Source organism: Idiomarina sp. PL1-037 (genome assembly GCF_034422975.1).
Lineage (GTDB): Bacteria > Pseudomonadota > Gammaproteobacteria > Enterobacterales > Alteromonadaceae > Idiomarina.
On sequence record NZ_CP139873.1, the window covers coordinates 2014229 to 2036785 of the forward strand.

General features: G+C 46.6%; 25 protein-coding genes and 1 other RNA gene. 7 read left to right on the forward strand and 19 right to left on the reverse strand.

Annotation, left to right across the window (positions count from 1 at the left end):
* Positions 1 to 9 precede the first annotated feature (9 nt).
* From U0358_RS09440 to U0358_RS09510, 15 genes are all read right to left on the reverse strand, one after another.
* Positions 10 to 798, reverse strand: coding sequence for an alpha/beta fold hydrolase (locus tag U0358_RS09440; RefSeq protein WP_317498711.1), 789 nt, complete (start codon positions 796 to 798; stop codon positions 10 to 12).
* Positions 799 to 807: 9 nt separating this feature from the next.
* Entirely contained in the window at positions 808 to 1215 is a 408-nt protein-coding gene (locus U0358_RS09445; protein ID WP_317498712.1) for an MAPEG family protein, read from the reverse strand.
* A gap of 73 nt (positions 1216 to 1288) precedes the next feature.
* Positions 1289 to 1936 carry an adenylate kinase gene (gene adk / locus U0358_RS09450; RefSeq protein WP_317498713.1) on the reverse strand — a complete coding sequence of 216 codons (648 nt, stop codon included), beginning with the start codon at positions 1934 to 1936 and terminating at the stop codon, positions 1289 to 1291.
* 117 nt (positions 1937 to 2053) lie between these two features.
* A complete protein-coding gene (gene htpG / locus U0358_RS09455; RefSeq protein ID WP_322406111.1) occupies positions 2054 to 3967 on the reverse strand; it encodes a molecular chaperone HtpG in 1914 nt (637 codons plus the stop codon).
* A 65-nt stretch (positions 3968 to 4032) separates the two neighbouring features.
* A complete protein-coding gene (recR, locus tag U0358_RS09460) occupies positions 4033 to 4638 on the reverse strand; it encodes a recombination mediator RecR (protein ID WP_322406112.1) in 606 nt (201 codons plus the stop codon).
* Between the two features lie 16 nt (positions 4639 to 4654).
* On the reverse strand, positions 4655 to 4981 hold the full coding sequence (locus U0358_RS09465) for a YbaB/EbfC family nucleoid-associated protein (RefSeq protein ID WP_317498716.1): 327 nt from the start codon (positions 4979 to 4981) through the stop codon (positions 4655 to 4657).
* A gap of 30 nt (positions 4982 to 5011) precedes the next feature.
* Entirely contained in the window at positions 5012 to 7156 is a 2145-nt protein-coding gene (gene dnaX / locus U0358_RS09470; protein WP_322406113.1) for a DNA polymerase III subunit gamma/tau, read from the reverse strand.
* Between the two features lie 25 nt (positions 7157 to 7181).
* The gene (locus tag U0358_RS09475) at positions 7182 to 7715 is read right to left on the reverse strand and encodes an adenine phosphoribosyltransferase (protein ID WP_322406114.1); all 534 of its coding nucleotides are present in this window, start codon (positions 7713 to 7715) and stop codon (positions 7182 to 7184) included.
* 16 nt (positions 7716 to 7731) lie between these two features.
* Positions 7732 to 8109: a response regulator gene (locus U0358_RS09480; RefSeq protein WP_317498719.1), complete on the reverse strand. Its 378-nt coding sequence runs from the start codon at positions 8107 to 8109 to the stop codon at positions 7732 to 7734.
* Between the two features lie 554 nt (positions 8110 to 8663).
* On the reverse strand, positions 8664 to 9962 hold the full coding sequence (locus tag U0358_RS09485; protein ID WP_317498720.1) for a tetratricopeptide repeat protein: 1299 nt from the start codon (positions 9960 to 9962) through the stop codon (positions 8664 to 8666).
* Positions 9963 to 9965: 3 nt separating this feature from the next.
* A complete protein-coding gene (locus tag U0358_RS09490) occupies positions 9966 to 10577 on the reverse strand; it encodes an energy transducer TonB (RefSeq protein ID WP_317498721.1) in 612 nt (203 codons plus the stop codon).
* 1 nt (position 10578) lies between these two features.
* Positions 10579 to 10980 carry an ExbD/TolR family protein gene (locus U0358_RS09495; protein ID WP_322406115.1) on the reverse strand — a complete coding sequence of 134 codons (402 nt, stop codon included), beginning with the start codon at positions 10978 to 10980 and terminating at the stop codon, positions 10579 to 10581.
* 12 nt (positions 10981 to 10992) lie between these two features.
* On the reverse strand, positions 10993 to 11517 hold the full coding sequence (locus tag U0358_RS09500) for a MotA/TolQ/ExbB proton channel family protein (protein WP_317498723.1): 525 nt from the start codon (positions 11515 to 11517) through the stop codon (positions 10993 to 10995).
* 3 nt (positions 11518 to 11520) lie between these two features.
* Positions 11521 to 12888, reverse strand: a complete 1368-nt coding sequence (locus U0358_RS09505; protein WP_322406116.1) for a MotA/TolQ/ExbB proton channel family protein — start codon at positions 12886 to 12888, stop codon at positions 11521 to 11523.
* Complete coding sequence (locus U0358_RS09510) at positions 12885 to 13673, reverse strand: DUF3450 domain-containing protein (protein WP_322406117.1); 789 nt, start codon at positions 13671 to 13673, stop codon at positions 12885 to 12887. Before U0358_RS09510 ends, U0358_RS09505 begins: the two co-directional genes overlap by 4 nt.
* 467 nt (positions 13674 to 14140) lie before the next feature.
* On the opposite strand from U0358_RS09510, the gene U0358_RS09515 reads away from it, so the two are divergent.
* From U0358_RS09515 to U0358_RS09525, 3 genes are read left to right on the forward strand one after another with little or no spacing between them, the layout of a single operon-like run.
* Positions 14141 to 14671 carry a primosomal replication protein gene (locus U0358_RS09515; RefSeq protein WP_322406118.1) on the forward strand — a complete coding sequence of 177 codons (531 nt, stop codon included), beginning with the start codon at positions 14141 to 14143 and terminating at the stop codon, positions 14669 to 14671.
* Positions 14658 to 15593, forward strand: a complete 936-nt coding sequence (locus tag U0358_RS09520; RefSeq protein ID WP_322406119.1) for a histone deacetylase family protein — start codon at positions 14658 to 14660, stop codon at positions 15591 to 15593. Before U0358_RS09515 ends, U0358_RS09520 begins: the two co-directional genes overlap by 14 nt.
* A 4-nt stretch (positions 15594 to 15597) precedes the next feature.
* Positions 15598 to 15873: a late competence development ComFB family protein gene (locus U0358_RS09525; RefSeq protein WP_011235094.1), complete on the forward strand. Its 276-nt coding sequence runs from the start codon at positions 15598 to 15600 to the stop codon at positions 15871 to 15873.
* A 17-nt stretch (positions 15874 to 15890) separates the two neighbouring features.
* On the opposite strand, the gene ffs is transcribed toward U0358_RS09525, so the two are convergent.
* From ffs to U0358_RS09540, 3 genes are all read right to left on the reverse strand, one after another.
* Positions 15891 to 15987: signal recognition particle sRNA small type (gene ffs, locus U0358_RS09530), an RNA gene on the reverse strand.
* Positions 15988 to 16070: 83 nt separating this feature from the next.
* Positions 16071 to 16820 carry an enoyl-CoA hydratase gene (locus U0358_RS09535; RefSeq protein WP_317498728.1) on the reverse strand — a complete coding sequence of 250 codons (750 nt, stop codon included), beginning with the start codon at positions 16818 to 16820 and terminating at the stop codon, positions 16071 to 16073.
* Positions 16821 to 16840: 20 nt separating this feature from the next.
* A complete protein-coding gene (locus U0358_RS09540) occupies positions 16841 to 17929 on the reverse strand; it encodes a ketoacyl-ACP synthase III (RefSeq protein WP_317498729.1) in 1089 nt (362 codons plus the stop codon).
* Between the two features lie 129 nt (positions 17930 to 18058).
* Between U0358_RS09540 and U0358_RS09545 the strand changes: the two genes are divergently transcribed.
* Genes U0358_RS09545 through U0358_RS09560 form a run of 4 tightly spaced genes read left to right on the forward strand, consistent with a single transcriptional unit; the run spans position 18059 to position 21444 of the window.
* Complete coding sequence (locus U0358_RS09545; protein WP_322406120.1) at positions 18059 to 18604, forward strand: YajG family lipoprotein; 546 nt, start codon at positions 18059 to 18061, stop codon at positions 18602 to 18604.
* 2 nt (positions 18605 to 18606) lie between these two features.
* Entirely contained in the window at positions 18607 to 19197 is a 591-nt protein-coding gene (locus tag U0358_RS09550; protein WP_322406121.1) for a peptidylprolyl isomerase, read from the forward strand.
* Entirely contained in the window at positions 19197 to 20540 is a 1344-nt protein-coding gene (locus U0358_RS09555) for an AmpG family muropeptide MFS transporter (protein WP_322406122.1), read from the forward strand. Before U0358_RS09550 ends, U0358_RS09555 begins: the two co-directional genes overlap by 1 nt.
* Positions 20527 to 21444: a ketopantoate reductase family protein gene (locus U0358_RS09560; protein ID WP_322406123.1), complete on the forward strand. Its 918-nt coding sequence runs from the start codon at positions 20527 to 20529 to the stop codon at positions 21442 to 21444. The genes U0358_RS09555 and U0358_RS09560 overlap by 14 nt, the downstream gene beginning before the upstream one ends.
* Here U0358_RS09560 and ribBA read toward each other — a convergent pair.
* Positions 21441 to 22556, reverse strand: coding sequence for a bifunctional 3,4-dihydroxy-2-butanone-4-phosphate synthase/GTP cyclohydrolase II (gene ribBA, locus U0358_RS09565; protein ID WP_322406124.1), 1116 nt, complete (start codon positions 22554 to 22556; stop codon positions 21441 to 21443). The genes U0358_RS09560 and ribBA overlap by 4 nt on opposite strands.
* Position 22557 lies beyond the last annotated feature (1 nt).

The following is a 22557-nucleotide window of genomic DNA, read 5'->3' on the forward strand; positions in this document are numbered from 1 at the left end:
TTCTCTGGGTTAGGATTGCTTATGCAAAAATTGCAGGATACGCTGATTCACATCAGCCGGATGAGTCAAAGGTCCCATATGACCGGCACCAACAGAGTCTCGTTGGACATCAGGAAGTATGGTCGATAAAGCCTCTGCGACAGCTTTTGCACTACGACGAGTGTGTTCGCCTTGTAACAGCAGAACGCTTTGCTCTACGCCGCGGTAATCTTCCAGGCGTCGGGGTTCGTTAAGCAAGGCGTCGAAATCCAGAGCCACTTTAGCAGCCTGACTGACCATAATTTGCTGAATGCGTTCAGGCAAGGCATCAAAATATCCGGCGTCATTCCAGTAATCGACAAAGGTACGGGTGCATTCGACTGCGTCTTTACCGTGCATAGCGTGACTGATCTCCTGTATTTCCAGCATTCCGGGAGAATCGTCCGGTAACACGTGAAAGGCAACAGGTTCGTAGACAGCCACACCGGCAATTTTAAACGGCTTTTCCAACGCCAGTTTTAATGCAACAGCACCGCCATAGGAGTGACCAACCAGCTGCACAGGCCTGGATAAGGCAAGTTGCTCAACCGCGCTAATAATACGGGGCAGTTCCTGCTCCAGTCGAAAGTTTGCCGTAAACTCAACGTTAGGCGCCTGACCATAGCCCAGTAAATCAACCGCAATAACAAAGTGAGTGCTGGCTAATTCTTTTATTAACGCCCGCCACTGGCTACTGGCGCTCTGCGAACTGTGCAACAAAACAACCGGAGGGTTTTGTGATTCGCCATACAGATGAATACCGGATTCTAATTCAGACATAGCTTCACTTTATAATAAACTGACACCAACAAACTGACCGATACCAAAGCCAGCAGCTAACAATAAAACGGCAAAAGTCGTTAATACCCCAATGGTGCGGGGCAAACTCACGCCGACACTGCGGGTTAACCCTATAGCGTGACATAAGCGAGCTACGACTAACGCAATACCCAACCCATGGAGCAAAGCAAGTGGAGCGTATTGTACTTCCATCATAGCAAACAGAATAAGAGCCAGAGGCACATATTCAATAAAATTACCATGGATACGTACTGCAACGTTAAGCTCTTCCGCTTCACCTGTGCCTAAGCCTACCCGATGTTTCCAGCGCAAGCGGATAATGTTCACAGCCAAAACAAGATAAATAAGCGTTAAAATGCCCGCATAAAAGCCGGTGATTGTTAATTGAGATGTCATTGTAATGCCTCTTGTTATTCGTTGTGCCTGGCTTCATTAAAAAAGGCTCACCATGTGAGCCTTTTAGTAAAAATTACTTTCTGAGCAAGTCACCCAACTGCTCACTCACTCTTTCAACCGGTTGTGTACCATCAATTTTGTGATACTCCGTCTTACCCTCGTCAGACAGCTTTTGATAATACTCTACCAAAGGCTCTGTCTGTTCATGGTAAACCGAAAGGCGTTTACGAACGGTCTGTTCCTGATCATCCGGGCGGATGACCAGATCTTCACCCGTTTCATCATCTTTGCCTTCCACTTTCGGTGGGTTGTGCTCAATATGATAAACACGACCTGACCCAGGATGGACGCGACGCCCGCTCATACGATCAACGATAACTTCGTCCGGAACATCAAATTCCAGCACGTAATCAATTTCAATACCATTATCGCGCATCGCATCAGCTTGCGGAATAGTTCTTGGGAAGCCATCAAGCAAAAAGCCGTTCTGGCAGTCAGGTTCCGCAATACGTTCTTTAACCAACTCAATAATGATATCGTCAGACACTAATTGTCCGGCATCCATCACCTGTTTGGCTTTTTTACCCAGTTCCGATCCGGACTTGATTGCTGAGCGCAACATATCACCAGTGGAAATTTGAGGGATCCCAAAAGTGTTCATCAGGAATTGAGCCTGAGTTCCTTTTCCAGCTCCCGGGGCGCCTAACAAAATAATGCGCATAGAAAACCTCTTTGCATGATTCAAAAGTCTGCCCCGAACTTTACCCTGACAGGCGGGCTATTACAAGCGTAGAAAGCCGCTGCAGGCAATGACTTACCCACAGCGGCTAGTACAAAATTAGGCGTTAAGCATTAATTTGTTAAGGCGGGTGACGAAGGAAGCAGGATCTTTCAAGTTTCCCCGCTCCGCTAAAGTCGCCTGATCCAATAACACTTCAGCCCATTCTTTGAAAGTCTCATCCTCTTTCGTCAGCATGCGTTGAACTAAGGGGTGCTCAGGGTTCACTTCAAAGATGTATTTAGTTTCAGGAACTGTCTGACCAGCCGCTTCCATCAACTTAGCCATTTGCGTGCTCATATCATTATCATCGGTAATGATACAGGCTGGCGAATTGGTTAAGCGGTTAGTCACACGAACCTTCTTCACTTTGTCACCTAAAGCTTTTTCAAAGCGCTCCAGGTTTTCTTTAAAGGCTTCTTCCGCTTTTTCCTGCTCAGCCTTGTCTTCTTCGTCGTCCAGTTCACCTAAATCAAGGTCGCCACGAGTCACTGACTGCAACTGTTTCTCTTTAAATTCAGTCAGGTGGCTCATCAACCATTCATCAATGCGCTCTGAAAGCAGCAATACTTCAATGCCTTTCTTGTTGAAGATTTCCAGCGCCGGATTGTTTCTGGCGGCTTCGTAGCTGTCGGCAACGATGTAGAAGATTTTATCCTGGCCTTCTTTCATACGCTCAATGTAGTCGTCCAGGCTGACTGACTGCACAGCGCCGTCGTTATGCGTTGAAGCAAAACGCAGCAGTTCGGCAATACGTTCACGGTTAGTGTGATCTTCCGCCGGACCTTCTTTCAGCACGTTGCCAAAGGTGTCCCAGAACTGTTGGTACTGTTCTGTGTCGTCTTTTGCCAGCTTTTTCAGCATTTGCAGTACTTTTTTGGTACTGCCGTTACGCATAGCACGGGTAATTTTATTATCCTGCAAAATTTCACGCGAAACGTTCAGCGGCAAGTCATTTGAGTCAACCAAACCACGCACAAAGCGGAGGTAAGTCGGCATTAACTGCTCAGCGTCGTCCATAATGAAGACACGCTTCACATAAAGTTTAACGCCATGCTGTTGTTCGCGGTTCCATAAGTCCCACGGAGCGCGTTTAGGAATGTACAGTAAGTTGGTGTATTCGGTTGTGCCTTCAACTTTGTTGTGGCTCCACAACAGTGGTTCATCAAAGTCGTGCGCTACCGTTTTATAAAACTCTTTGTATTCTTCGTCAGTAATATCTGACTTCTCACGAGTCCAGAGTGCCTGACCTGAGTTTACGGTTTCCCATTCGCCGGGCTGGCCTTCCACTTTGTTGCCTTCGTCGTCTTCTGACTCGGGTACCGGTTCTTTCCACATTTGAACCGGAATACTCAGGTGCTCTGAATATTTGTTGATAATGCCGCGCAGACGATTTTCATCTGAAAACTCATCGGCATCGTCTTTCAGGTGCAAAATAATATCAGTGCCGCGACGGGCTTTATCAATGTCAGCAATTTCGAAATCGCCTTCACCTTGCGAGCGCCATTCAACTCCGCGAGCGTCTTTATCTAATGCTGAACGGGTTCTTACGGTAACTTCATCGGCAACAATAAAGGCCGAATAGAAGCCAACACCAAACTGACCAATAAGCTTGCTATCTTTTGCTTCGTCGCCGGACAGCTGACCGAAAAACTCAGCCGTGCCTGACTTGGCGATAGTCCCTAAGTTATTCATCACGTCGTCGCGCGTCATACCAACGCCGTTGTCGCTGATGGTAATAGTGCGACTGTCTTTATCAACAGAGACACGAACGTGCAGGTCACTGTCATCACCGTAAAGAGAGTTGTCGCTTAAGGCTTTAAAGCGCAGTTTATCTGCTGCGTCGGACGCATTAGAGACCAATTCGCGTAAGAAAATTTCTTTATTGGAATACAAAGAATGAATCATCAGGTGAAGCAATTGTTTTACTTCTGTCTGAAATCCATGTTTTTCCATTTGACCGGCTTCCGCCATAGTATATTTCTCCTGCTGTTATTACCTATGGCAATAACAATGGGGGCGCAGGAGACATTTTCAAGTCATCGCGAAAATTGTTTTCGGCCACTGAAGGCATGACCCAGTGTGGTTTGATCGACATAGCCCAGCTCACCGCCTACTGGAACTCCGTGAGCGATTCGAGTGGTGTTGATATTCAATTGGGCGGCAATGTCGGCAATATAGTGCGCGGTAGCATCCCCTTCCACGGTCGGGTTAGTTGCCAGCACAATTTCTTCCACCGGTTCGCTCTGCAGTTGCCGCTCCAGTTCATCCAGGCCAATGTCCGCCGGCCCAATACCATCCAGCGGAGACAAATGCCCCATCAGCACAAAATACCGCCCCTGAAATTGAGAGGTCTGTTCAATGGCTAATACGTCGGCGGGTGTTTCAACAATGCAAAGCACACCGTTTTCGCGTCGCATAGGGTTGCTGCAAATACGGCACAGAGGTTCTTCGGTTAAGGTCCGGCAACACTCGCAGTGGCCTACTTTTTCCACCGCCAACTGCAGAGACTCGGCAAGCCTTGAGGCTCCGCCGCGGTCACGTTCGAGCAAATGAAACGCCATACGTTGTGCTGACTTTTGGCCAACACCCGGTAGGCGTTTTAAATTGTCAACCAGTTGATCGATTGCCGGACTGATACTCATTAACTGACCTTAATACTTAGAAAGGCATTTTAAAGCCCGGAGGTAGACCCATACCGCCGGTTATTTCAGACATACGCTCTTTGCTGGTCTCTTCAACTCGACGTACAGCATCGTTGGTTGCTGCAGCAATCAGGTCTTCCAGCATATCCTGGTCATCTTCCATTAAGCTGGGATCAATGCTTACGCGCTTTACGTTGTGGTTACCCAGCATGGTAATTTTAACCAGTCCGGCACCGGCTTCACCGGTAACTTCCATATTGGCAACTTCTTCCTGGGCTTTTTGCATGCGGTCCTGCATTTGTTGCGCCTGCTTCATCATATTACCCATTCCACCTTTAAACATAATTTTATTCCTCGTTTAAGCTTTTAAAAATTAACGCGCCTGAATTGATGACTCATCAATTTGCGCTTGAAACCTTTGTTGTAATTCCTGCACGCTGGCATCCCCATATAATATTTCACATGCGCGCTGGTGACGGTATTCATTGATATGTTGCTGCACCATTAAAGGGGTTGGCTGGCTCGGTGCGCCAACTTTAAACACCACCCTTGCGGCTGCCCCTAACAGACCGCTCAAAGAGTCTCTGACGGCCTGGCTGGTCGATTCGTTCAATAAACTTTTTTGTTCTTCGGCCACCAGAATCAGCCACTCGTCGTCACCAAGCTTTTGCAGTTCCGAGTTTAACAACACCTGACGGGCTAGCCCGGAAATGTCCATGCCCGCTATCATTGCACTCCATTTATCAACGTCGGCGGCTTCGCGGATATCGTCATTTAACTCTGGCAACTCATAGTTACTGGTATCTTGATTAAATTCAGCTATCGGTAACGCCGTCGAGTCAGTATTTGACTCTGTACCTGGCTCTACACTTGATTCTATATTAGTTTCACTACCCAGTTCTTCGCTTAATTCGCCTTTTGATTCCGGCGCCTGCGTCGGTTGCGCTTCTGGTTCGGCTTTTGCCGGGACAGTTAACGGCATCGGCGAGCCATTTTCTGCCCGACTGTTTAATGTTTTGTTGCTATTATCCGGACTTTTTTTTTCAGCCAGCTGCTCACGCACGCGTAATAGATCGGCTACGCCAGAACTGCTCTGCGCCGCTGGCTCAGGCGTTGGTTCTGCTGTTGGCTCTACTGTTTGCTCAGGTACTGACTCCGACTTAGCGGCTTCTTCCGTATGATACGGAGGCGCATCATTATGATAAAAGCCTGCGTCATCATCCGGAGGATAATTAAATTCAGGCTCTTCACGCTCACTATAAGACGGTTGCATGGGCTCTGAGAGCTCTGCTGCAGTCTGCAGCTCTGGTTCTGCCTGTGGTGTTACTTCTGCCTCAGGCTCAGGTTCAGTCACTTCTGGAGCAGGAGCCGCTAGCTTTGACTCAGGCATTTCAACAGCAGACGAGTCCGGTTCTGAAATGTTGTAATCGCCCTTCTCTGCCGGACGGAAACACAGCAAACGCAATAAAGTCATTTCGAGTCCGCTACGCGCATCTATAGCGTAAGCCTGCTCGCGGCGACCCTCCAAAACCGTGCGATAAAAAACCTGAATAAGTTCAGCCGGCATGCGTCGCAATAAGGGTTTCAGGACATCGCTATTTTCGAAAACATTAGCGGCAGTGGGTACTTGCTGAACCAACGCCAACTGATGTAATAAGCTCTGTAGCTCAACCAGAACGGAACTCAAGTCCGGTACCATGGATACCATGCTGTCCACACGCTGCATTACGGCTTCTGCATCCCCTTCGAGAACACATTCCAGTAATGCGGCAATATCTGCCACGGGGACGTTGCCAAGCATACGTCTGACACTGTCGAGACTAACTGAACCGCCACCTTGGGCAATAGCCTGGTCGGTTAAGCTAAGCGCATCGCGCATACTGCCACGGGCAGAACGAGCCAACAGTGGCAGCGCTTCGGAGTCAGCCTGAACCTGTTCCTGCGATAAAACATAGTTAAGCTGTTGCGTAATATCGTCGTTCGTCAAAGCTTTTAAATTAAACTGCAGACAACGCGATAAAATGGTGACCGGTAATTTCTGCGGATCGGTTGTCGCCAGCAGAAACTTTACGTGCTCAGGTGGTTCTTCCAGTGTTTTCAGCAGGGCGTTAAAACTGTGCCTTGACAGCATGTGCACTTCATCAATTAAGTACACTTTATAACGGCCACGGGTAGGGCGATATTGAACGTTATCAAGCAGCTCGCGGGTGTCTTCAACTTTGGTTCTTGATGCTGCGTCAATTTCCAGCAAGTCAACAAACCGTCCCTGCTCTATTTCAAGGCAGGCACTGCATTTGCCACATGGCATTGCCGTAATACCTTGTTCGCAATTTAGTGCTTTAGCGAGGATTCGTGCAATGGTGGTTTTGCCCACTCCGCGAGTACCGGTGAACAGATAAGCATGATGAAGCCGCTGCTTGTCTAACGCGTGCTCAAGCGGCTTCAGAACATGTTGTTGGCCGACAACTTCTGCAAATTGCAAGGGTCGCCATTTTCTTGCCAGTACCTGATAACTCATAGGATGGATTATTAACTCTGTTTCGTTAAAACTGACATAAGGTATAGCACGCAACGCCGGCCTGCTGCAATTTATCTTCACCGCCGAGCTCAGGTAAGGAAACCACAAAAGCGGCTTCAACAACGTCTGCGCCAGAGGACTTAATCAATTGACTTGCAGCAATCACCGTTCCGCCGGTAGCCAGTAAATCATCGACAATCAGCACCCGATCGTTTTCGGTCAAAGCGTTTTCATGCATTTGCAATTCGTCTGAGCCGTACTCTAACTCGTAATTCTGGCGTGTCACTTTGCCGGGTAACTTCCCGGGTTTTCTTAACAAAGTGACTCCACACCCCATGGCATAGGCTAATGCGGAACCAAAAATAAAGCCGCGGGCTTCAACGGCAGCAATTTGCGTTATGCCCTGCTCAGCATAGCGTTGCTTTAACGTATTAATGGTTAATCTGAACGCATCCGGGTTTTGCAGTAAAGGCGTTATATCCCGGAAAATAATACCTGGCTTAGGATAGTCCGGAATGGAACCGATAGAGTCGCTTATATCAGTCGTAGCTGATTCCATGATCTTAGTCTCGTCATTAGGCGACAAAGCGCACCGCCCAGGATTTTAGCGTATCCAACAGAAAATCCTCATTCAAAGGTTTAGCCAGACATTGAGTCGCACCAGCCTTTAAAGCTTTGGGCTCTATCTCTACCAAGTCCTGAGTTGACATGAACAACAACGGAGTACGGTGATAAGCGTCTAAATCACGCAAATTTTTCAGCAAAGACAAACCGTCCATAACTGGCATTTTATGGTCAAGCAAAACAATATCAAAGTAGGCCAGCTTTGCTTTACTTAATCCGTCTAAACCGTCCCGGGCTGTCGTAACCTCGAAGCCAAGAGGCTCTATTGCACTGCAAATAGACTCAAGCGTTTTGTCTTTATCCTCGACAACGAGCAAAGTTACTGACATAAATGTCGCTTACCTGATAGCTAAAGAGGATGTATTTAAGAAGAAAGAATTTGTGCTAGACGCAGAACCAACGGTAAACAGGCCCAGAATATAAACACTACTGCGGCAATAAGCAAAAACCGTTTGCCTGCCGGTTCTTTAAACGTTTCTGATGACATAACTTTTACCTCTTGATGAAATCGGGGCTGATCATACTCGATCATCGACAACGATAAAAGTTGAATTCAATTCTTTACCTTCAATATTAATTACAGGGCAGCTAGCCTGTTTAAAGTCTGTTCGGCTTTTTTCTGTGGCTGTTCTCTGGGCCATTGAGAGAATAATTCAGGTAAAAGCCCAAGCAAGCTATTCAGTTGATTTCTATCTCTATTTTGTAACTCTGTTAACAGTAAAATATGGTGACTGAGAAGAAAAGGTACAAAAAAAATTCTTTGTTTCTTCCCATTGCTTATCCTCTGTCAGCTTTTTTAGTACAGGGAATGCACTATCTACAAAAAACAAAAACCCGACACTGTGGCCGGGTTTTACTATGCAGTTATAAAAACGAAAAGCGGTTAATCGAGATCGATGCCTTTCCGTTCTGCAGTAGACTTGATGTAACCTTTCCAGCTACGAGCACTGCGACGTTGACCATCGAAGGTTGCAGCTTCATCAACATAACGCATTGCCTGGCGGTAGTCACCACCATAAAAATACGCTTCTGCTAACGACATGTACACACGTCCTTGGTCTTTTCGTTCAAGATAGTCCAGCGCTTTCTTCAACGGTGTCGCTGCCGCAATATACTGTTCGTTCAACAGCATCAAGTTACCTTGCTTGCGGTAGTATTCACCTTTGTCATCACTGTCATTGGTTGCATCTGCTGCGCGTTCATACCAGGAAACGGCTTTATCAAGCTCTTTCGCGCGATGGTAACTATTAGCAATAGTTCCAAAGTTCTTCGCGGTTTTCTCGATGTCACCAGCTTCTACGTGTTTTTCCATAGTAGAAGCCGCTTTGTACGGAATACCTTCATTATCATACAGTTGAACCAGCATTTTATACTGACTTTCTGTATCCAGGTATCCAGCCATATAAGCTATTTCCATGGTTTGAAGAGACTTAGCTAAGTCTTCTTCAAGCATATAGAACTGTGCTAGCTGAGGCCACCACTGAGTCACTTCGGGTAGCTTGTCCAGACCTTCCTCAAGAACCTCTATGGCTTGAGGGTACATCTTACGTTCATAATAAGACGCCATCATCAACGTATAGACATTCTTTTCCGGCTTGTCTGCCGCTTCTAACGAAGCTTCCGCAAAAGGGATGATTTCAGCGAAGTTCTTCATCTGGTAATGCGCATTAGCCATGTACAAGAATACTTGAGAATCACGTTCGCCTGTGAATTGGACCCATTTTTTCAGGTATTCAAGGCTCTGTTCGTATTTCTCTTCTTGCAGACTAATTTGTCCTACCAGCTTCAGAGCTGCCGCTTGGTCACTCCAACCGAGCACATCCTTGTCGACTGCGCTTTTCAAAACTCGTAAAGCATCAGCCATGCGCTCATCTGCTGCATAAAGGTTACCAAGAAAGCGACCCAGGTAAGCTGAATCGTAACCTGGATCCGGCTCTTGGTCTTCAAGAACCGCTATTGCTTCCTTGATTTTTTCTTCTTCATACAGTTCAAACGCGTCCATAATAGCCCGGCCAATGCTCTGCGAAGCAGCCTTATTGTCTCGAGCTTTTTTCTGCGCCTCAACGGTCTCTTTATCCGGAATGTTGAAGCCAAGATCCTGAGCCGAAGCCTGGACCGTTGTCATCGACATAACCGAAACAAAAGCCAGGGCACTAACAAATGTTTTTACTGTATATTTCATTTCTTAGTTCCCATCCATTGTAAAGTCGAGCTGAACGGTCATGCCTTCCTGACGAACAGGCTTACCATCAACGACCTTGGGCTTATATTTCCAACGCAACAATGCGCGTCGTGCCTCACGGTCAAACACTCGACGAGGTTCAGAATCTATAACTTCAACGTCAGTTACACCACCTTGCTGGTCAATAGTGAATCGCAGTTGTACCCAACCTTCTGTGCCATTTCGCGCAGCTGAAGGCGGATAACGCGGTTCAATACGAACAATTGGTGTTGCGTCACCGTCAGAACTTAAACCTCCACCAGGACCTGAAAGTCCGGTATCAGCTCCACCAACATCAACATCAAAACCCATGTTCATGTTCATACTACTGTCTGATGTATCAGGCTCAGACTGTGGTGTTTCTGGTGGTTGCTCCGGTGGCGGCGGTGGCGGCGGCGGCGTACGTCGACGCTCCTGAACGTCAGACTCCGGTGGCGACGTTACGATGTCAATGACCGGCGATGGAGGCGGCGCTTCGTTGCGCTGCGCTCCTCCGCCGATTAAGTAAGCCATGAAAGCAAACAGAGCAAACGTAACGGCGGCACCTAGTAGTAAAGATACTAAAAAGCGCACCATATTAGTTATTCTCCGCAGCTATGGATATCTTATCGATACCCGCTTCCTTAACCTGATCCATGACTTCTACAACGACTCCATGTTCAGCTTGCTTGTCGGCCTGGATAACAACAACGTCAGTTGGCTGTTCGGCAAGCAGACGTTCAATGTTAGCGCCTACACGCTCAACATCCACTTGACGTTTATCCATCCAGACTTCACCAGTATCACGAATTGCGATAAAGATGTTAGCCGAAGGCTCCTTGGTCGTATTATTGGCTTCAGGTTTATTAACCTGAATACCCGCTTCTTTGACGAATGAGGTCGTTACGATAAAGAAGATCAACATAATGAAGACGATGTCGAGCATCGGCGTCATGTCGATCGACGCATCTTCCTCTTCTCGATTACGATTACGTGCCATAGTTTTACTCTCTTAGTGATGTGGCAAACTGTCAACAAGGCGTTCTTTCGCTCTGCGTACTTTACTTTCAAGACGCGTCGCAAAGAACATACCGGATAACGCAGCAACCATTCCCGCCATTGTCGGGATGGTCGCCATCGAAATACCCGACGCCATTAGACGAGGGTTACCCGTCCCTTGTACTGCCATGATTTCAAACACCGCAATCATACCTGTCACGGTACCCAGCAGTCCGACTAGCGGACATAAGGCAACACAAGTTTTTATCAACAGAATACGTGCATTCAGTTTATCGTTCGCTTCGGAAATCCATGCTTCACGGATTCTATGGGCGTACCATGAGGTGGTGTCCTTACGGGCATCCCATTTCGCTATAATTTCATTGCGAAGTTTAGGGAAAGCACCTGTAAGGTACCAATAACGCTCAATCATCAGTACCCACATTAGAAAGAGCACCCCCATGACGATGTACAGGACATCGCCACCGGTAGCCAGAAAATCCCTGATAGATTCCCAAAGTTCCATCAGGTAAAGCATGGGTTACTCCTTCTCCGAATGCGCAGCTACGATACCCGCTGCCTGCTCGTCCAGAATATGAACAATAGACTTACCGCGAGCAGCCACAATACTGTGAGCCAAAATCAATGGTATAGCTGCAATCAGACCCATAGCCGTTGTTACCAACGCCATAGAGATGTCGCCGGCCATGATTTTCGGATCACCGGTACCAAACAGTGTAATCGACTGGAACGTACCAATCATACCAACAACTGTACCCAACAAACCAAGCAACGGGGCGATAGCCGCAAGAATCTTGATGACATTAATGCCACTTTCGACTCTCGGCGTCTCACGTAAAATTGCTTCGTCCAGTTTCAGTTCTAAGTTTTCAACATCTGCATTCTTATTCTCTTGATAAACCTTAAGAATACGACCTAATGCGTTGTTGTCTTTAGGTTGCTCTGGGTTCTTCAACTGAGAGCGGATTTTTCCTGCCCCCGCTGTCAAAGTAACCAATTTGAATACAGAGATTAACAGACCAAGAATTAATACTGCAGTAATTACATAACCAACAGTACCACCTTGGTGATAACGCTCTTCCAAAGTCGCTTTGCCAGTTAACAAGCTAAGAATCTGACCTTTTGAAGGGTCAAGAAAAACACCTTCATAACCTTCTTCAGTGTTAGCAAATTCTTGAGCTTGCGAAGTCGCACTCCCCTGAGGCTGACGACCTAACGGCTGAACTTGCTCTGTAGTATCGTTGTATAATAGGTATTGATTACCTGAAATTAAGTTAAAGGTACCAACACGAACCACTTCACGAGTTTCACTACCGCCGTCCAGTAAAGTCACTTCGGTATCAAACTTAACGACTTTGCCTGACTCTACCATTTCAGTCAGCAAGGCTTTCCAAAGCTCTTCAAGCTCTTCCAGAGTAGGAAGCTCTTTCGCTTCAGACAGACTTTCCAGAACGTCTTCACGACCTGGGTACTCCGCACTAACGATAGAAGTCGCAATACGACCGATTGTTTCTGTCGCAGCACCACGAACAACACCGAACATTTCACCTAAGGTGCCTTTGGCATTCTCAAGTTCTTGTTCTTTGTTCGCCAGTTCAATTTCGTTTTCAGAAAACTCTTCCTGCAAACGTTTACCACGAGCCTTTTCTTCTTCTAATTGCCTCTCTGCACGATTTAGCAACGCTTGCTTATCGGCACGAGCGGCAGTGAATTCACGCTCACGTTCAGCGTTCAGTTCACGTGAAGAAACACGATTTTTTTCTACAAGCTGTAGCAGCTCGTCTAAGTTTTTAGCTTCAGATTGATCCTGAGCCTGGGCAGCGAGAGTCGTACCTGCAGAAAGGGTGACTGCTGCTGCAATCATTAACGATTTAACTAATTTATTCATTCTGCACTCTCCGCTGCGAATACTGGAAGTTTCACCAGATCGTAAGCAAGTTGCTTACGTGACATACGAATCGCTTGGGTCAGAGGACGGATAAACTCGTCTTCCAAAGCAGTCCACTCATCGGTTTCGTTGTTGTAAATCCAAGCATTTTTCATGTCCAGAGACTGAGCTAAGAATGCAACACGACCCATGTGGAAATAATCAACAGCCACTTTCTCACCATCAATTTCTAAGTTGCCCTGGTAAGAAATCAAACCTGAACCGTAGTCCATTTCGGTTTGATAAGCTTCGATAATTTGACGAAATTGCTCTGATGTAGAAACACTTGAGCTGTCCATGATGTCGCGCAGACGCTCTACACGATCCATACGCTTTTCACGGTGAATTGGAATGTCCAATTTCACAAACTGCTCAAGCGAGTCAATCATTTCATACATCAATGGAACAACGCCTTGTTTCGTGCGTTCGATTCCGTCGATCTGCTTTTGGAGAGACTCTAGCGTAGCGTTTTGGTCATTAACCAAACGTTGCACATGGTCATTATAAACTTTCAAGTTCTCGTACTCAGAAACGACTGAACGATATTCGATAAGAAGATCTTGGCTTTGCTCGAACAAAGAGTTGATTTTTTCCTGTGACTGTTCGTCAGCATTTAAAATCTTTTGCTCTTCGTTTTGCAGCTTAGCTACATCTACTTGCTGTGCAGCGGCAAAGCCGGTGCCAGCAAACGCCATCACACCCATAAGGGTTGCAGCGAGTTTGGTTCTTTTGATTACTTTGGTCATAGTTCCCAACCAATTTGACTTAACTTCCGCTTCAACGCCTAAGGCGCGAAACACCAGTTGTTTGAATGACGAAAAGATCTCGTTCTACACTTTATTATTATTGCCAAATAAAGCAGCAATACTAAAAGATACTCCCACGATGGCTATACGCTGTCAACCAAGTAAACTGAGTCAACCGCGCTATAGCTGTCGCCTTGTATCCGTTGCAGAACACGGTTCTGGACTCTCGTAATTTCCAGATATTTTCTCGGACGACATCCTGTCGTTAACTCATTTCATACTCCCAGTTTTGGTAGACATATACCTAACTCGGAATATTACCCCTTTCTGAATAGTATCACTTTTTGATCGACGAACAACACTGACATTTCAATTTCAACGTTTTTTAAACAAATAATTTATTAGCCTATATTCAATGGTAGACCCAATTTCGTGACCTAAGTTTCAAAATCCTTTAATATAGAGGGATGAGAGAGATATTAAATATAACCTCAATACAACATATTGAACAGCTGCTCAACACTTTGCAGGGGCGGGCTGAGCAAATTGATGGGGAAAATAGAAAGAAACATCGCCAGCTTAGCGAAAGTTGGTTTAGTCCCTCCCTGTTTAACCATAGCTCTAACCTGGCTGTCGATTATGTCGCAGAGACCCAAAATCTTTTTCGACAATTACAGCAAAGTGACAATCAAGAGGCTCAACATTACCTTGCTGAGAAACTTAGCCTGCAGCTGGAAGCATTAAATACAGCTTTCCGGGCTAATAAGCCCCCGCGACAACAGCAAGATCATCGCATTACCGCGCAAAATCAGCTGCAGCAGATGCATCAACAATTAGTGACTTATCGTGACTACGAAAGACGACTAACAGAAAACCTGGATACGGCAGCCGCGGGTAATAATCCAACCATGATTCGAAACGCGCAGCAACGCCTTAACCGCTGCCAAATGGCCATTGATACTCTGGAGAAAAAGATTAGCCGTTATGAAGAAGGTTGACGTTCCTTTTATCTACTCACCTTTATACAGTGAATTAGATTTACCTCCCAGGCACCGTTACCCAATAGAGAAATACCGCCTGCTAAAAGACTGGGCGGTTAAGCACGGAGCAACGAATAATCAATGGCATCAGCCTGCACCGCTTAGCTGGGACCAAGTTGCGCGAACGCACTGTCCAAGTTATTTGTCTCAGTTACTGCAGAACAGCATGGATAGAAGCAGCTGGCGACGCATAGGCTTTCCCTGGTCGGAACAGCTATTGTACCGTACCCTAACCTCCGCTGGAGGCACACTGCTAACGACCGAGCTGGCACTAACGAAGGGAGTTGCCATACACTTTTCCGGCGGCTACCACCATGCTCACAAAGATTGGGGCAGCGGCTTTTGTCTACTTAACGATTTAGCAATAGCCTGCAATGAAATACTGGTTCGCCACCCAAGGCTAAAAATAGTGGTACTGGATACTGATGTTCATCAAGGTGACGGAACCGCCACGCTCTTCGAAAATGATAATAGGGTGTTTACCTGCTCAATACACGGGGAACGCAACTTTCCATTTTCCAAAGTTAGCTCTAATCTGGATGTCCCTTTAGCTAAACATACCTGTGACAAAGAATACTTAGCGGCTCTTGAAAATACCCTCGAACGCATCAACCGCGACATTAAACCTGATCTTATTCTTTACGATGCCGGTGTCGACATTTATCAGCGGGACGAGTTGGGTCATCTGGATATTAGTCTGGCGGGTATTTTTCAAAGAGACCTCACTGTACTAAGCTTTGCTAAACGACATGAGATTCCTCTGGCGGCTGTCATCGGCGGTGGGTATCAACGTAATTTACCTCGTTTAGTCAGAGCCCATGCTCAACTATTAAGAGCCAGTTATTATGTCTATACTGCAAGTGAGCTAACAGAAGGATAAAAGTATGAAGTTTGACGATGACATTCACAATTATTACGAGCGCTTAGTTGCGGACCGGATAGAAGAACTGGAACTGGAAAAGCAACACAGCCAGGAGTTTCTTGCTGATCTCAGTTGTCTGGTGCTCAATCAGTTGCCGCCGCGTTATATTCGTCACGAAGTTGATATGGCTTTCTTTTTACCACCGTCAAAGCGGCTAGACATGGAAATGCAGGTACACAAAGCAATAGCGGAAGCGCTGGAATTTTTAAAAGGGAGAAAACGTCCTGACGGCGATTAATAAATATTGGGTGGCGACTCTACCAGCCACACCTCGGCACACACATCCCTGACTACGGCTGCTCCCTTCCGGGCCTGACCGGGTTCACCAGTTAGCGTTGCGAGGGGACCCGCAGAGTCACCATAAACGCTTTGTTCAAAGCGGGCTGCATTATGAACCAGTTGCCCGGCTGAAACAACCCACAGTTTACCTTTTGCTTACTTTTTCTGCAGCTTTGCAGCAATTGCCTGACGAGCTTCATCTGAGCTTAACGCTTTTGCAAAAAACGTTGCCTCACGACTAATGCGATCAGCTACTGACTCAGCCGGCTGCTTTAATAAATGCTTTGAAATTCGTAATGACTTGCTGGATTGCTTACGCAGTTTATCCAGAGTTTCTTCAACCACAACAGGCAAACGCTCAAGCGAAACCACATGGTTAACGAAACCGGCCTGCTGAGCTGACTGGGCATCAAACTTTTCGCCAAGTAATAACAGCTCTGCCGCTTTTTGGTAACCACAGATTTGCGGCAACAACAAGCTGGAGGCGGCTTCAGGCAACAACCCAAGCTGCACAAATGGCAATGCAAATACCGCGTCGTCACTACTGTAAACAATATCGCAATGCAGTAAGAGCGTCGTACCTATGCCTATTGCTAATCCATTTACCGCAGCGACGATAGGCACCTCAGCACGCGCCAGGGTATGTAAAAACTGAAACGGGGGTGCCGATTCGTCTAAGTTTTCAATTGATAAGAAGTCATTTAAGTCGTTACCGGCAGAAAAACTGTCGCCACTGGACTCAAAGAGCACTGCATGTACTGAACTATCGTTGTCTGCGGCTTTCAAGGCTTCATTACATGTTGTGTACATGTCCTGAGTGAAGGCATTCTTCTTTGCCGGTCGGTTCAGACGTATGCGAACAACACCGTCATCTTGCGAAACTTGTACGAGCTCTTCAGTATTCAAAATCTGTCTCCCGTCAATGATTACTGACCGCGATTTTTCCAGGCCTTTTTAGTCGCTTCGTGCATTGGCACAATCAGTTCCAACGCGCTCTTATCGCCAGCCGGCAGCTCCATTTGATTAGGACGTTTGGGCGTGACTCGCTGGCCCCATTTTATCAACCCGGCACCGCAAGTGAGTCCACCACCAAACACAGCGGACATAATACTGTCACCAGGCTTGATAATACCGTTGTCAGCAGCTTCAGCAAAGGCAATAGGTAATGTTGCTGAAGACGTGTTTCCGTAATTCTGAATATTAATAACGGTTTTCTCGCTCGGCACTTTGCACATTTTACCTAAGAAATCGATTAACCGTTTATTCGCCTGATGCGGAATGAGGGCGTCGATATCGTCGGTGGTCATGCCAGTTTCCTGAAAAACTTTTTCAACAGCAGCGCTCATGCCCTTCACTGCTCGTTTAAATATTTCCTGGCCAACAAAATCAAATTGCATGATGCCGTCAAAGTTAAACCGGTCAAAGCTAGACCCAAAATCAAGGCTTAAGACGTCACGGGCATCGGCGTCACAACTGATATGGCTGGCCAGCAAACCAACTTCTTCATCTGAGGCTTCAAGTACCATTGCACCTGCGCCATCGCCAAATAAAACAGCACTTTCGCGTTTAGTCCAGTCCAGAATACGGGTTAAACGTTCAGCACCTATGAGCAAGACTTTTTTATGTGCGCCGGTTTTTATACCTTGAGTTGCAACATGCATTGCGTATAAAAAGCTGCTGCAAGCTGCATTTAGGTCAAAAGCTGCCGCATGTTTTGAGCCAATATTTTGCTGTACTTTAGAAGCGACATTGGGAATAAGTTCATCTGCAGTACAAGTACCGACAATGATGAGATCCAGTTCGTTGGGATCTAAGTCGGCAGCTGCCAAGGCATTGCGTGCAGCAACCGTCGCCAACTCGGATGTACCAACATGGCTTACTCGACGTTCCGAAATACCCGTTCGCGAAACAATCCACTCGTCGGAGGTTTCCAGGAAAGTGGCAAGATCATCATTGGTCATTACAGCCGGTGGCAGACATTTTCCCCAACCGGTAATTTCAGCAAATTTAGTCACGGCAAAACCTTTTACTTCTGTCGGCTAGTATCGTCATAATAGTAAGCTGTTTTATGACAATACGGTTTCACCGTATGATAGCACGAATCGACGTCAGGTGAATGACCGCCATAAAAAAGGATAACGCCTATGTTCCGAACACTATTTGCCGCCAGTTTTTTACTTATGATCAGCGCTTGCCAGAGCCAGCCTGATCCATTAATTATTAGCGCTGACACTGTTGTCGATAAACTAAATACCAAGGTAAACCAATTAAAAGTCACGGATAAACGCTCTTATTCTTATTTATATCGCCATAAAAAAGACGAAGATAAAGCAGCATTCGCGCCTACTTTGAGACCCTTAACCTCGGTTGTTGAAGAGGCTTTACAGCCAGTTACAGGCGCTTATGATGAAAACGGTCTGACATGGTACGTCACCATCGAAAAAGCACTAATTGACGCAACTCTTCATACTGTAAAATACGAGCTCAAGCACAGCATAACCATTCGTGTTGAGGCCACCCGGAAAAATCGTCGCTACAGCAACTTTTATTCCGGAACCTATAACTCAACAGGTGGTCTGAAACCAGCCCAGTCAACTATCGAGCGTCAGTTTAAACAGCTACTGAATTCTGTTCTTACAGACATTGTTAATGATCCTAAGCTGCGTATGCGTGAACAAGAGGACTTTTAATCATGACTTTTCTGAAATACTTTATTGGCCTTGCCGCAGCTCTTCTTATCAGTGTTAGTCATGCTGAAATTCAGCCAGATAACCCATTCCCGCAAGTAAAAATGATAACTTCTGTGGGTGACATCACTGTAGAGCTCAATCGCGATGCCGCTCCGTTAACCGTTAAAAACTTTTTCCGTTATGTCAAAAAAGCACAATACAACGATACTATCTTTCATCGTTTAGTCCCCGGCTTTGTTATCCAGGGCGGCGGCTATGACGAAGATTTTCAGGACAAACCCTCATTTGAAAAAATTGCGAATGAATCCGGTAACGGATTGAAGAACGAATATGGCACAATTGCTATGGCTCGGGAACGTGAACCGCACTCAGGTACCCGCCAGTTTTTCTTTAACTTAAATGACAATACTTCACTTAATCCAGATAATGGTGACTGGGGCTACGCTGTATTTGGCCGTATCGTTGAAGGCTTAGATGTCCTGGAAGCAATGGCTAAGCTTGAATCACAAGCCTATAGTGATGAAGTTGGCTGGGCTGATGTACCTGTCGAGCCGCCTATTCTGAAACGTATAGAGGTTGTACCGCAAAACTGATGGCTTTAACAAAACCGACTTTCTGGCAAGATTTGAAAGTCTACAAACAGCCTCGCGTATTAGTTATTTTTGTTCTGGGCCTTGCCAGTGGTTTTCCGTGGGTGATGATTGGCTCAGCACTTTCAGCGTGGTTGCAGGAAGTCGGCCTTACCCGCTCAACCATTGGTTATTTTGGGGCTGTTTCAGTGGCTTACTCAATAAACTTCTTATGGGCTCCTCTTATAGACAATTTCAAGCTTCCGCTGCTTACCCGCTGGCTGGGTCAAAGAAGAAGCTGGATTTTTCTCTGCCAGATGCTCATAGCGAGCGGCTGTTTCGCATTGGCCTGTCTGGATATTACCAGTAACCTCCATCTGGTCGGAATAATCGCGCTAGGTATTGCAATAAGTTCTGCAACACAAGATATTGCCATTGATGCCTACCGCATTGAGTCTTTTGCAGAAACCGAAGGCCGCCTGCAAAGTGCCGGCGCAGCAATGACAACTGCCGGATGGTGGACCGGCTACAGTGGTTTAGGTGCTCTGCCGTTCTTTTTTGTCGATGGCATAACCTGGCAATGGCAACACGCCTATTTCGGTTTGGGCTGCATCATGTTAGCCCTTGCAGCCGTCGTGCTTTTCGTGCGCCGTACTACTTATCATCAGGAACCAACCATAAAGACTAAGCTGACTCACTTTTGGCCTGCGATGAAAGAAAGAATCAATCTTGTTGTTGTTCAGCCCATCGGAGAGTTTTTTTCCCGCAACGGCGTTAAGCTGGCGTTTTCAATTCTGGCCTTTATCTTTTTGTTTAAAATTGGCGAAGCTTTTCTGGGCCGGATGTCGATTGTTTTCTACAAAGAAATTGGTTTTACTAATGCCGAAGTCGGTACCTATTCAAAATTAGTTACCTGGTGGGTAACGATTGTTTTTGCACTGCTAGGCAGTGCTGTCAATTTACGACTGGGCATAATTAAAGGTCTGCTCATAGGCGGTATCGCCATGGCCTCCTCTAACCTGATGTTCTCGTGGATCGCTCTGGTAGGCCCGGATACAGACCTTTTTCTAAGTGCAGTTTTAATCGACGGTTTTACCAGTGCCTGGTCAACTGTCGCCTTTGTTGCCTTTATCAGTTTACTTTGTAACCGCACCTTTACCGCAACCCAGTATGCGCTAATGGCATCGTTGGGGTCTTTAGGGAAAACCTTACTCTCGTCCTTCAGCGGGCAAATTGTCGATTATATGGATGGCAACTGGGCACTGTTCTTTGTGGTAACCGCTTTAATGGTTATTCCCAGTCTTCTCTTCCTTTGGTTTATCCGTGAACCCATAGCCGAGCTGGAGCGAAAACGTGACGAAGGCTAACCTTAACTGGGTAGTGCTTGGTCCGGGTGCAATCGGCGGACTTATTGCCGGTGCTCTGCTGGAACACGGCCAGTCTGTGTCGCTACTACCGCGTAAAAGCGAGCCGCGAGAAATAAACTGGCAAGTCACGCATAAGCAGTTTAAAGCCGACTACAGTGCTCCGGTTATCACACAACCTTTGGCCGAGAATACTGTGTTCGTTATTGCGGTTAAAGCCTTTGATTTGATTGAAGCTCTGCAAGGCATAACAACATTGCAAGGGTTTAATAAAACCATGCCGGTAGTAATAAGCCACAACGGCTTGGTGGAACTTCCTGAACCGTTAAAAGAACTTAATTTACACCCATTGGTGACAACTCATGGTGCAGTGATAAGCCGAAATGAGAATGGCAAACGTCGTATAGAACACCGCGGTGCAGGCCGAAGCTGGCTAGAGGTCGGCCCTCAAGGTCGGGTCCAGCCGACAAACTTTGCTCCTGGCTTGATTCTGCAACAGGCATTCTCTCCACTTACTCTGGAAGACGATCTAAGTCAGAGACGCTGGTTAAAGTTCGTTATTAATTGCGTTATTAATCCGTTGACCGCAGTTCATCAGTGCGCGAATGGCGAATTACTGAAAAAAAACTGGCAGGCACAAGTCTACAGCCTTGTGACAGAGGCCGTTGCTGTAGCCAATAGTCAAAACGTGTCGCTGACAACTGAGGGGTGCTATAAGGAAGTGCTTTTAGTAGCAAAGGAAACAGCTTTGAACCACTCGTCAATGCTACAGGACGTTAAACAACAAAGACGTACCGAGATACAGCAGTTAACCGGTTATTTAATTAGCGCTGGTAAGAAGGCGGGTGTTGCCACACCAACTCACCAGCAACTACTTGATGAATTCCAACGAAGTTACAGCGATTAGTCTTTATCTTCAATAAAGTCGACCACTTCCAGACCAAAGCCTGACAAAGCAGAGTAACGTTTTGGTGAGCTCATTAAGTGCATTTTATGAATGTTCAAGTCTGCCAGAATCTGCGAGCCTAAACCGACATTCCGGGACGCATTTGACGCCGACGTTGTTGGCTTGTGTTCACCTTTGTCCTGAGCTTCAAACTCACACACCTGAGCAATGATGCTTTCCGGCGTCTGCTGACGACCAATAATAACCAGCACACCATCGTGTTCAGCAATATAGGACATAGCTTTTTGAATTGGCCAGCTGCGTTTTGCTGCGCGCTCAGTTAGAAAGGTATCGTGGAAAGTGTCCTGTAAGTGAACTCGCACATTAGTCACTTTATCTTGTGAGAGATCACCGTGAATAAGAGCATAATGTACCTGCTCATCAATAGTATCCTGATAAGTGATTAAACGGAACTTACCAAATGCCGTTGGCAAATTGCATTCAGCCACTCGCTCTATCGTTTTTTCCTGTATCGAACGGTACTCAATTAAATCGGCAATAGTGCCGACTTTAATACCATGTTCTTTCGCAAAAACTTCAAGATCAGGACGGCGCGCCATGGTGCCATCTTCATTCAGTACTTCCACTATGACAGCCGCTGGTTCATATCCGGCTAAACGCGCGAGATCACACCCCGCCTCAGTATGGCCCGCACGGTTCAACACGCCGCCCGACTTCGCTTTTAAGGGGAAAATATGTCCCGGCATGACTAAATCTTCGGGTTTGGCGTCTTGTTTCACAGCATCCAGAACCGTTTTCGCTCTGTCCGCTGCTGAGATACCTGTCGTTACCCCCTCAGCGGCCTCAATCGACACAGTAAAGTTTGTCGCATAAGGCGCGTTGTTCTTATCCACCATTAACGGCAGGTTCAGTTGTTTACAGCGTTCCTCCGTTAGCGTTAAGCAAATCAGTCCGCGACCGTAACGCGCCATAAAGTTGACAGACTCCGGTGTCACGCACTCGGCTGCAATAATGATATCGCCTTCGTTTTCGCGGTCTTCGTCATCCATAAGGATAACCATTTTACCCTGACGAATGTCTTCGATAATCTCTTCTGTGCTATGCAGTGACATA

Coding starts and splice junctions, on each gene's coding strand:
- U0358_RS09440 (WP_317498711.1), bottom strand. CDS start 798: ATGTCTGAATTAGAATCCGGTATTCATCTGTATGGCGAATCACAAAAC.
- U0358_RS09445 (WP_317498712.1), bottom strand. CDS start 1,215: ATGACATCTCAATTAACAATCACCGGCTTTTATGCGGGCATTTTAACG.
- adk (WP_317498713.1), bottom strand. CDS start 1,936: ATGCGCATTATTTTGTTAGGCGCCCCGGGAGCTGGAAAAGGAACTCAG.
- htpG (WP_322406111.1), bottom strand. CDS start 3,967: ATGGCGGAAGCCGGTCAAATGGAAAAACATGGATTTCAGACAGAAGTA.
- recR (WP_322406112.1), bottom strand. CDS start 4,638: ATGAGTATCAGTCCGGCAATCGATCAACTGGTTGACAATTTAAAACGC.
- U0358_RS09465 (WP_317498716.1), bottom strand. CDS start 4,981: ATGTTTAAAGGTGGAATGGGTAATATGATGAAGCAGGCGCAACAAATG.
- dnaX (WP_322406113.1), bottom strand. CDS start 7,156: ATGAGTTATCAGGTACTGGCAAGAAAATGGCGACCCTTGCAATTTGCA.
- U0358_RS09475 (WP_322406114.1), bottom strand. CDS start 7,715: ATGGAATCAGCTACGACTGATATAAGCGACTCTATCGGTTCCATTCCG.
- U0358_RS09480 (WP_317498719.1), bottom strand. CDS start 8,109: ATGTCAGTAACTTTGCTCGTTGTCGAGGATAAAGACAAAACGCTTGAG.
- U0358_RS09485 (WP_317498720.1), bottom strand. CDS start 9,962: ATGAAATATACAGTAAAAACATTTGTTAGTGCCCTGGCTTTTGTTTCG.
- U0358_RS09490 (WP_317498721.1), bottom strand. CDS start 10,577: ATGGTGCGCTTTTTAGTATCTTTACTACTAGGTGCCGCCGTTACGTTT.
- U0358_RS09495 (WP_322406115.1), bottom strand. CDS start 10,980: ATGGCACGTAATCGTAATCGAGAAGAGGAAGATGCGTCGATCGACATG.
- U0358_RS09500 (WP_317498723.1), bottom strand. CDS start 11,517: ATGCTTTACCTGATGGAACTTTGGGAATCTATCAGGGATTTTCTGGCT.
- U0358_RS09505 (WP_322406116.1), bottom strand. CDS start 12,888: ATGAATAAATTAGTTAAATCGTTAATGATTGCAGCAGCAGTCACCCTT.
- U0358_RS09510 (WP_322406117.1), bottom strand. CDS start 13,673: ATGACCAAAGTAATCAAAAGAACCAAACTCGCTGCAACCCTTATGGGT.
- U0358_RS09515 (WP_322406118.1), top strand. CDS start 14,141: ATGAGAGAGATATTAAATATAACCTCAATACAACATATTGAACAGCTG.
- U0358_RS09520 (WP_322406119.1), top strand. CDS start 14,658: ATGAAGAAGGTTGACGTTCCTTTTATCTACTCACCTTTATACAGTGAA.
- U0358_RS09525 (WP_011235094.1), top strand. CDS start 15,598: ATGAAGTTTGACGATGACATTCACAATTATTACGAGCGCTTAGTTGCG.
- U0358_RS09545 (WP_322406120.1), top strand. CDS start 18,059: ATGTTCCGAACACTATTTGCCGCCAGTTTTTTACTTATGATCAGCGCT.
- U0358_RS09550 (WP_322406121.1), top strand. CDS start 18,607: ATGACTTTTCTGAAATACTTTATTGGCCTTGCCGCAGCTCTTCTTATC.
- U0358_RS09555 (WP_322406122.1), top strand. CDS start 19,197: ATGGCTTTAACAAAACCGACTTTCTGGCAAGATTTGAAAGTCTACAAA.
- ribBA (WP_322406124.1), bottom strand. CDS start 22,556: ATGTCACTGCATAGCACAGAAGAGATTATCGAAGACATTCGTCAGGGT.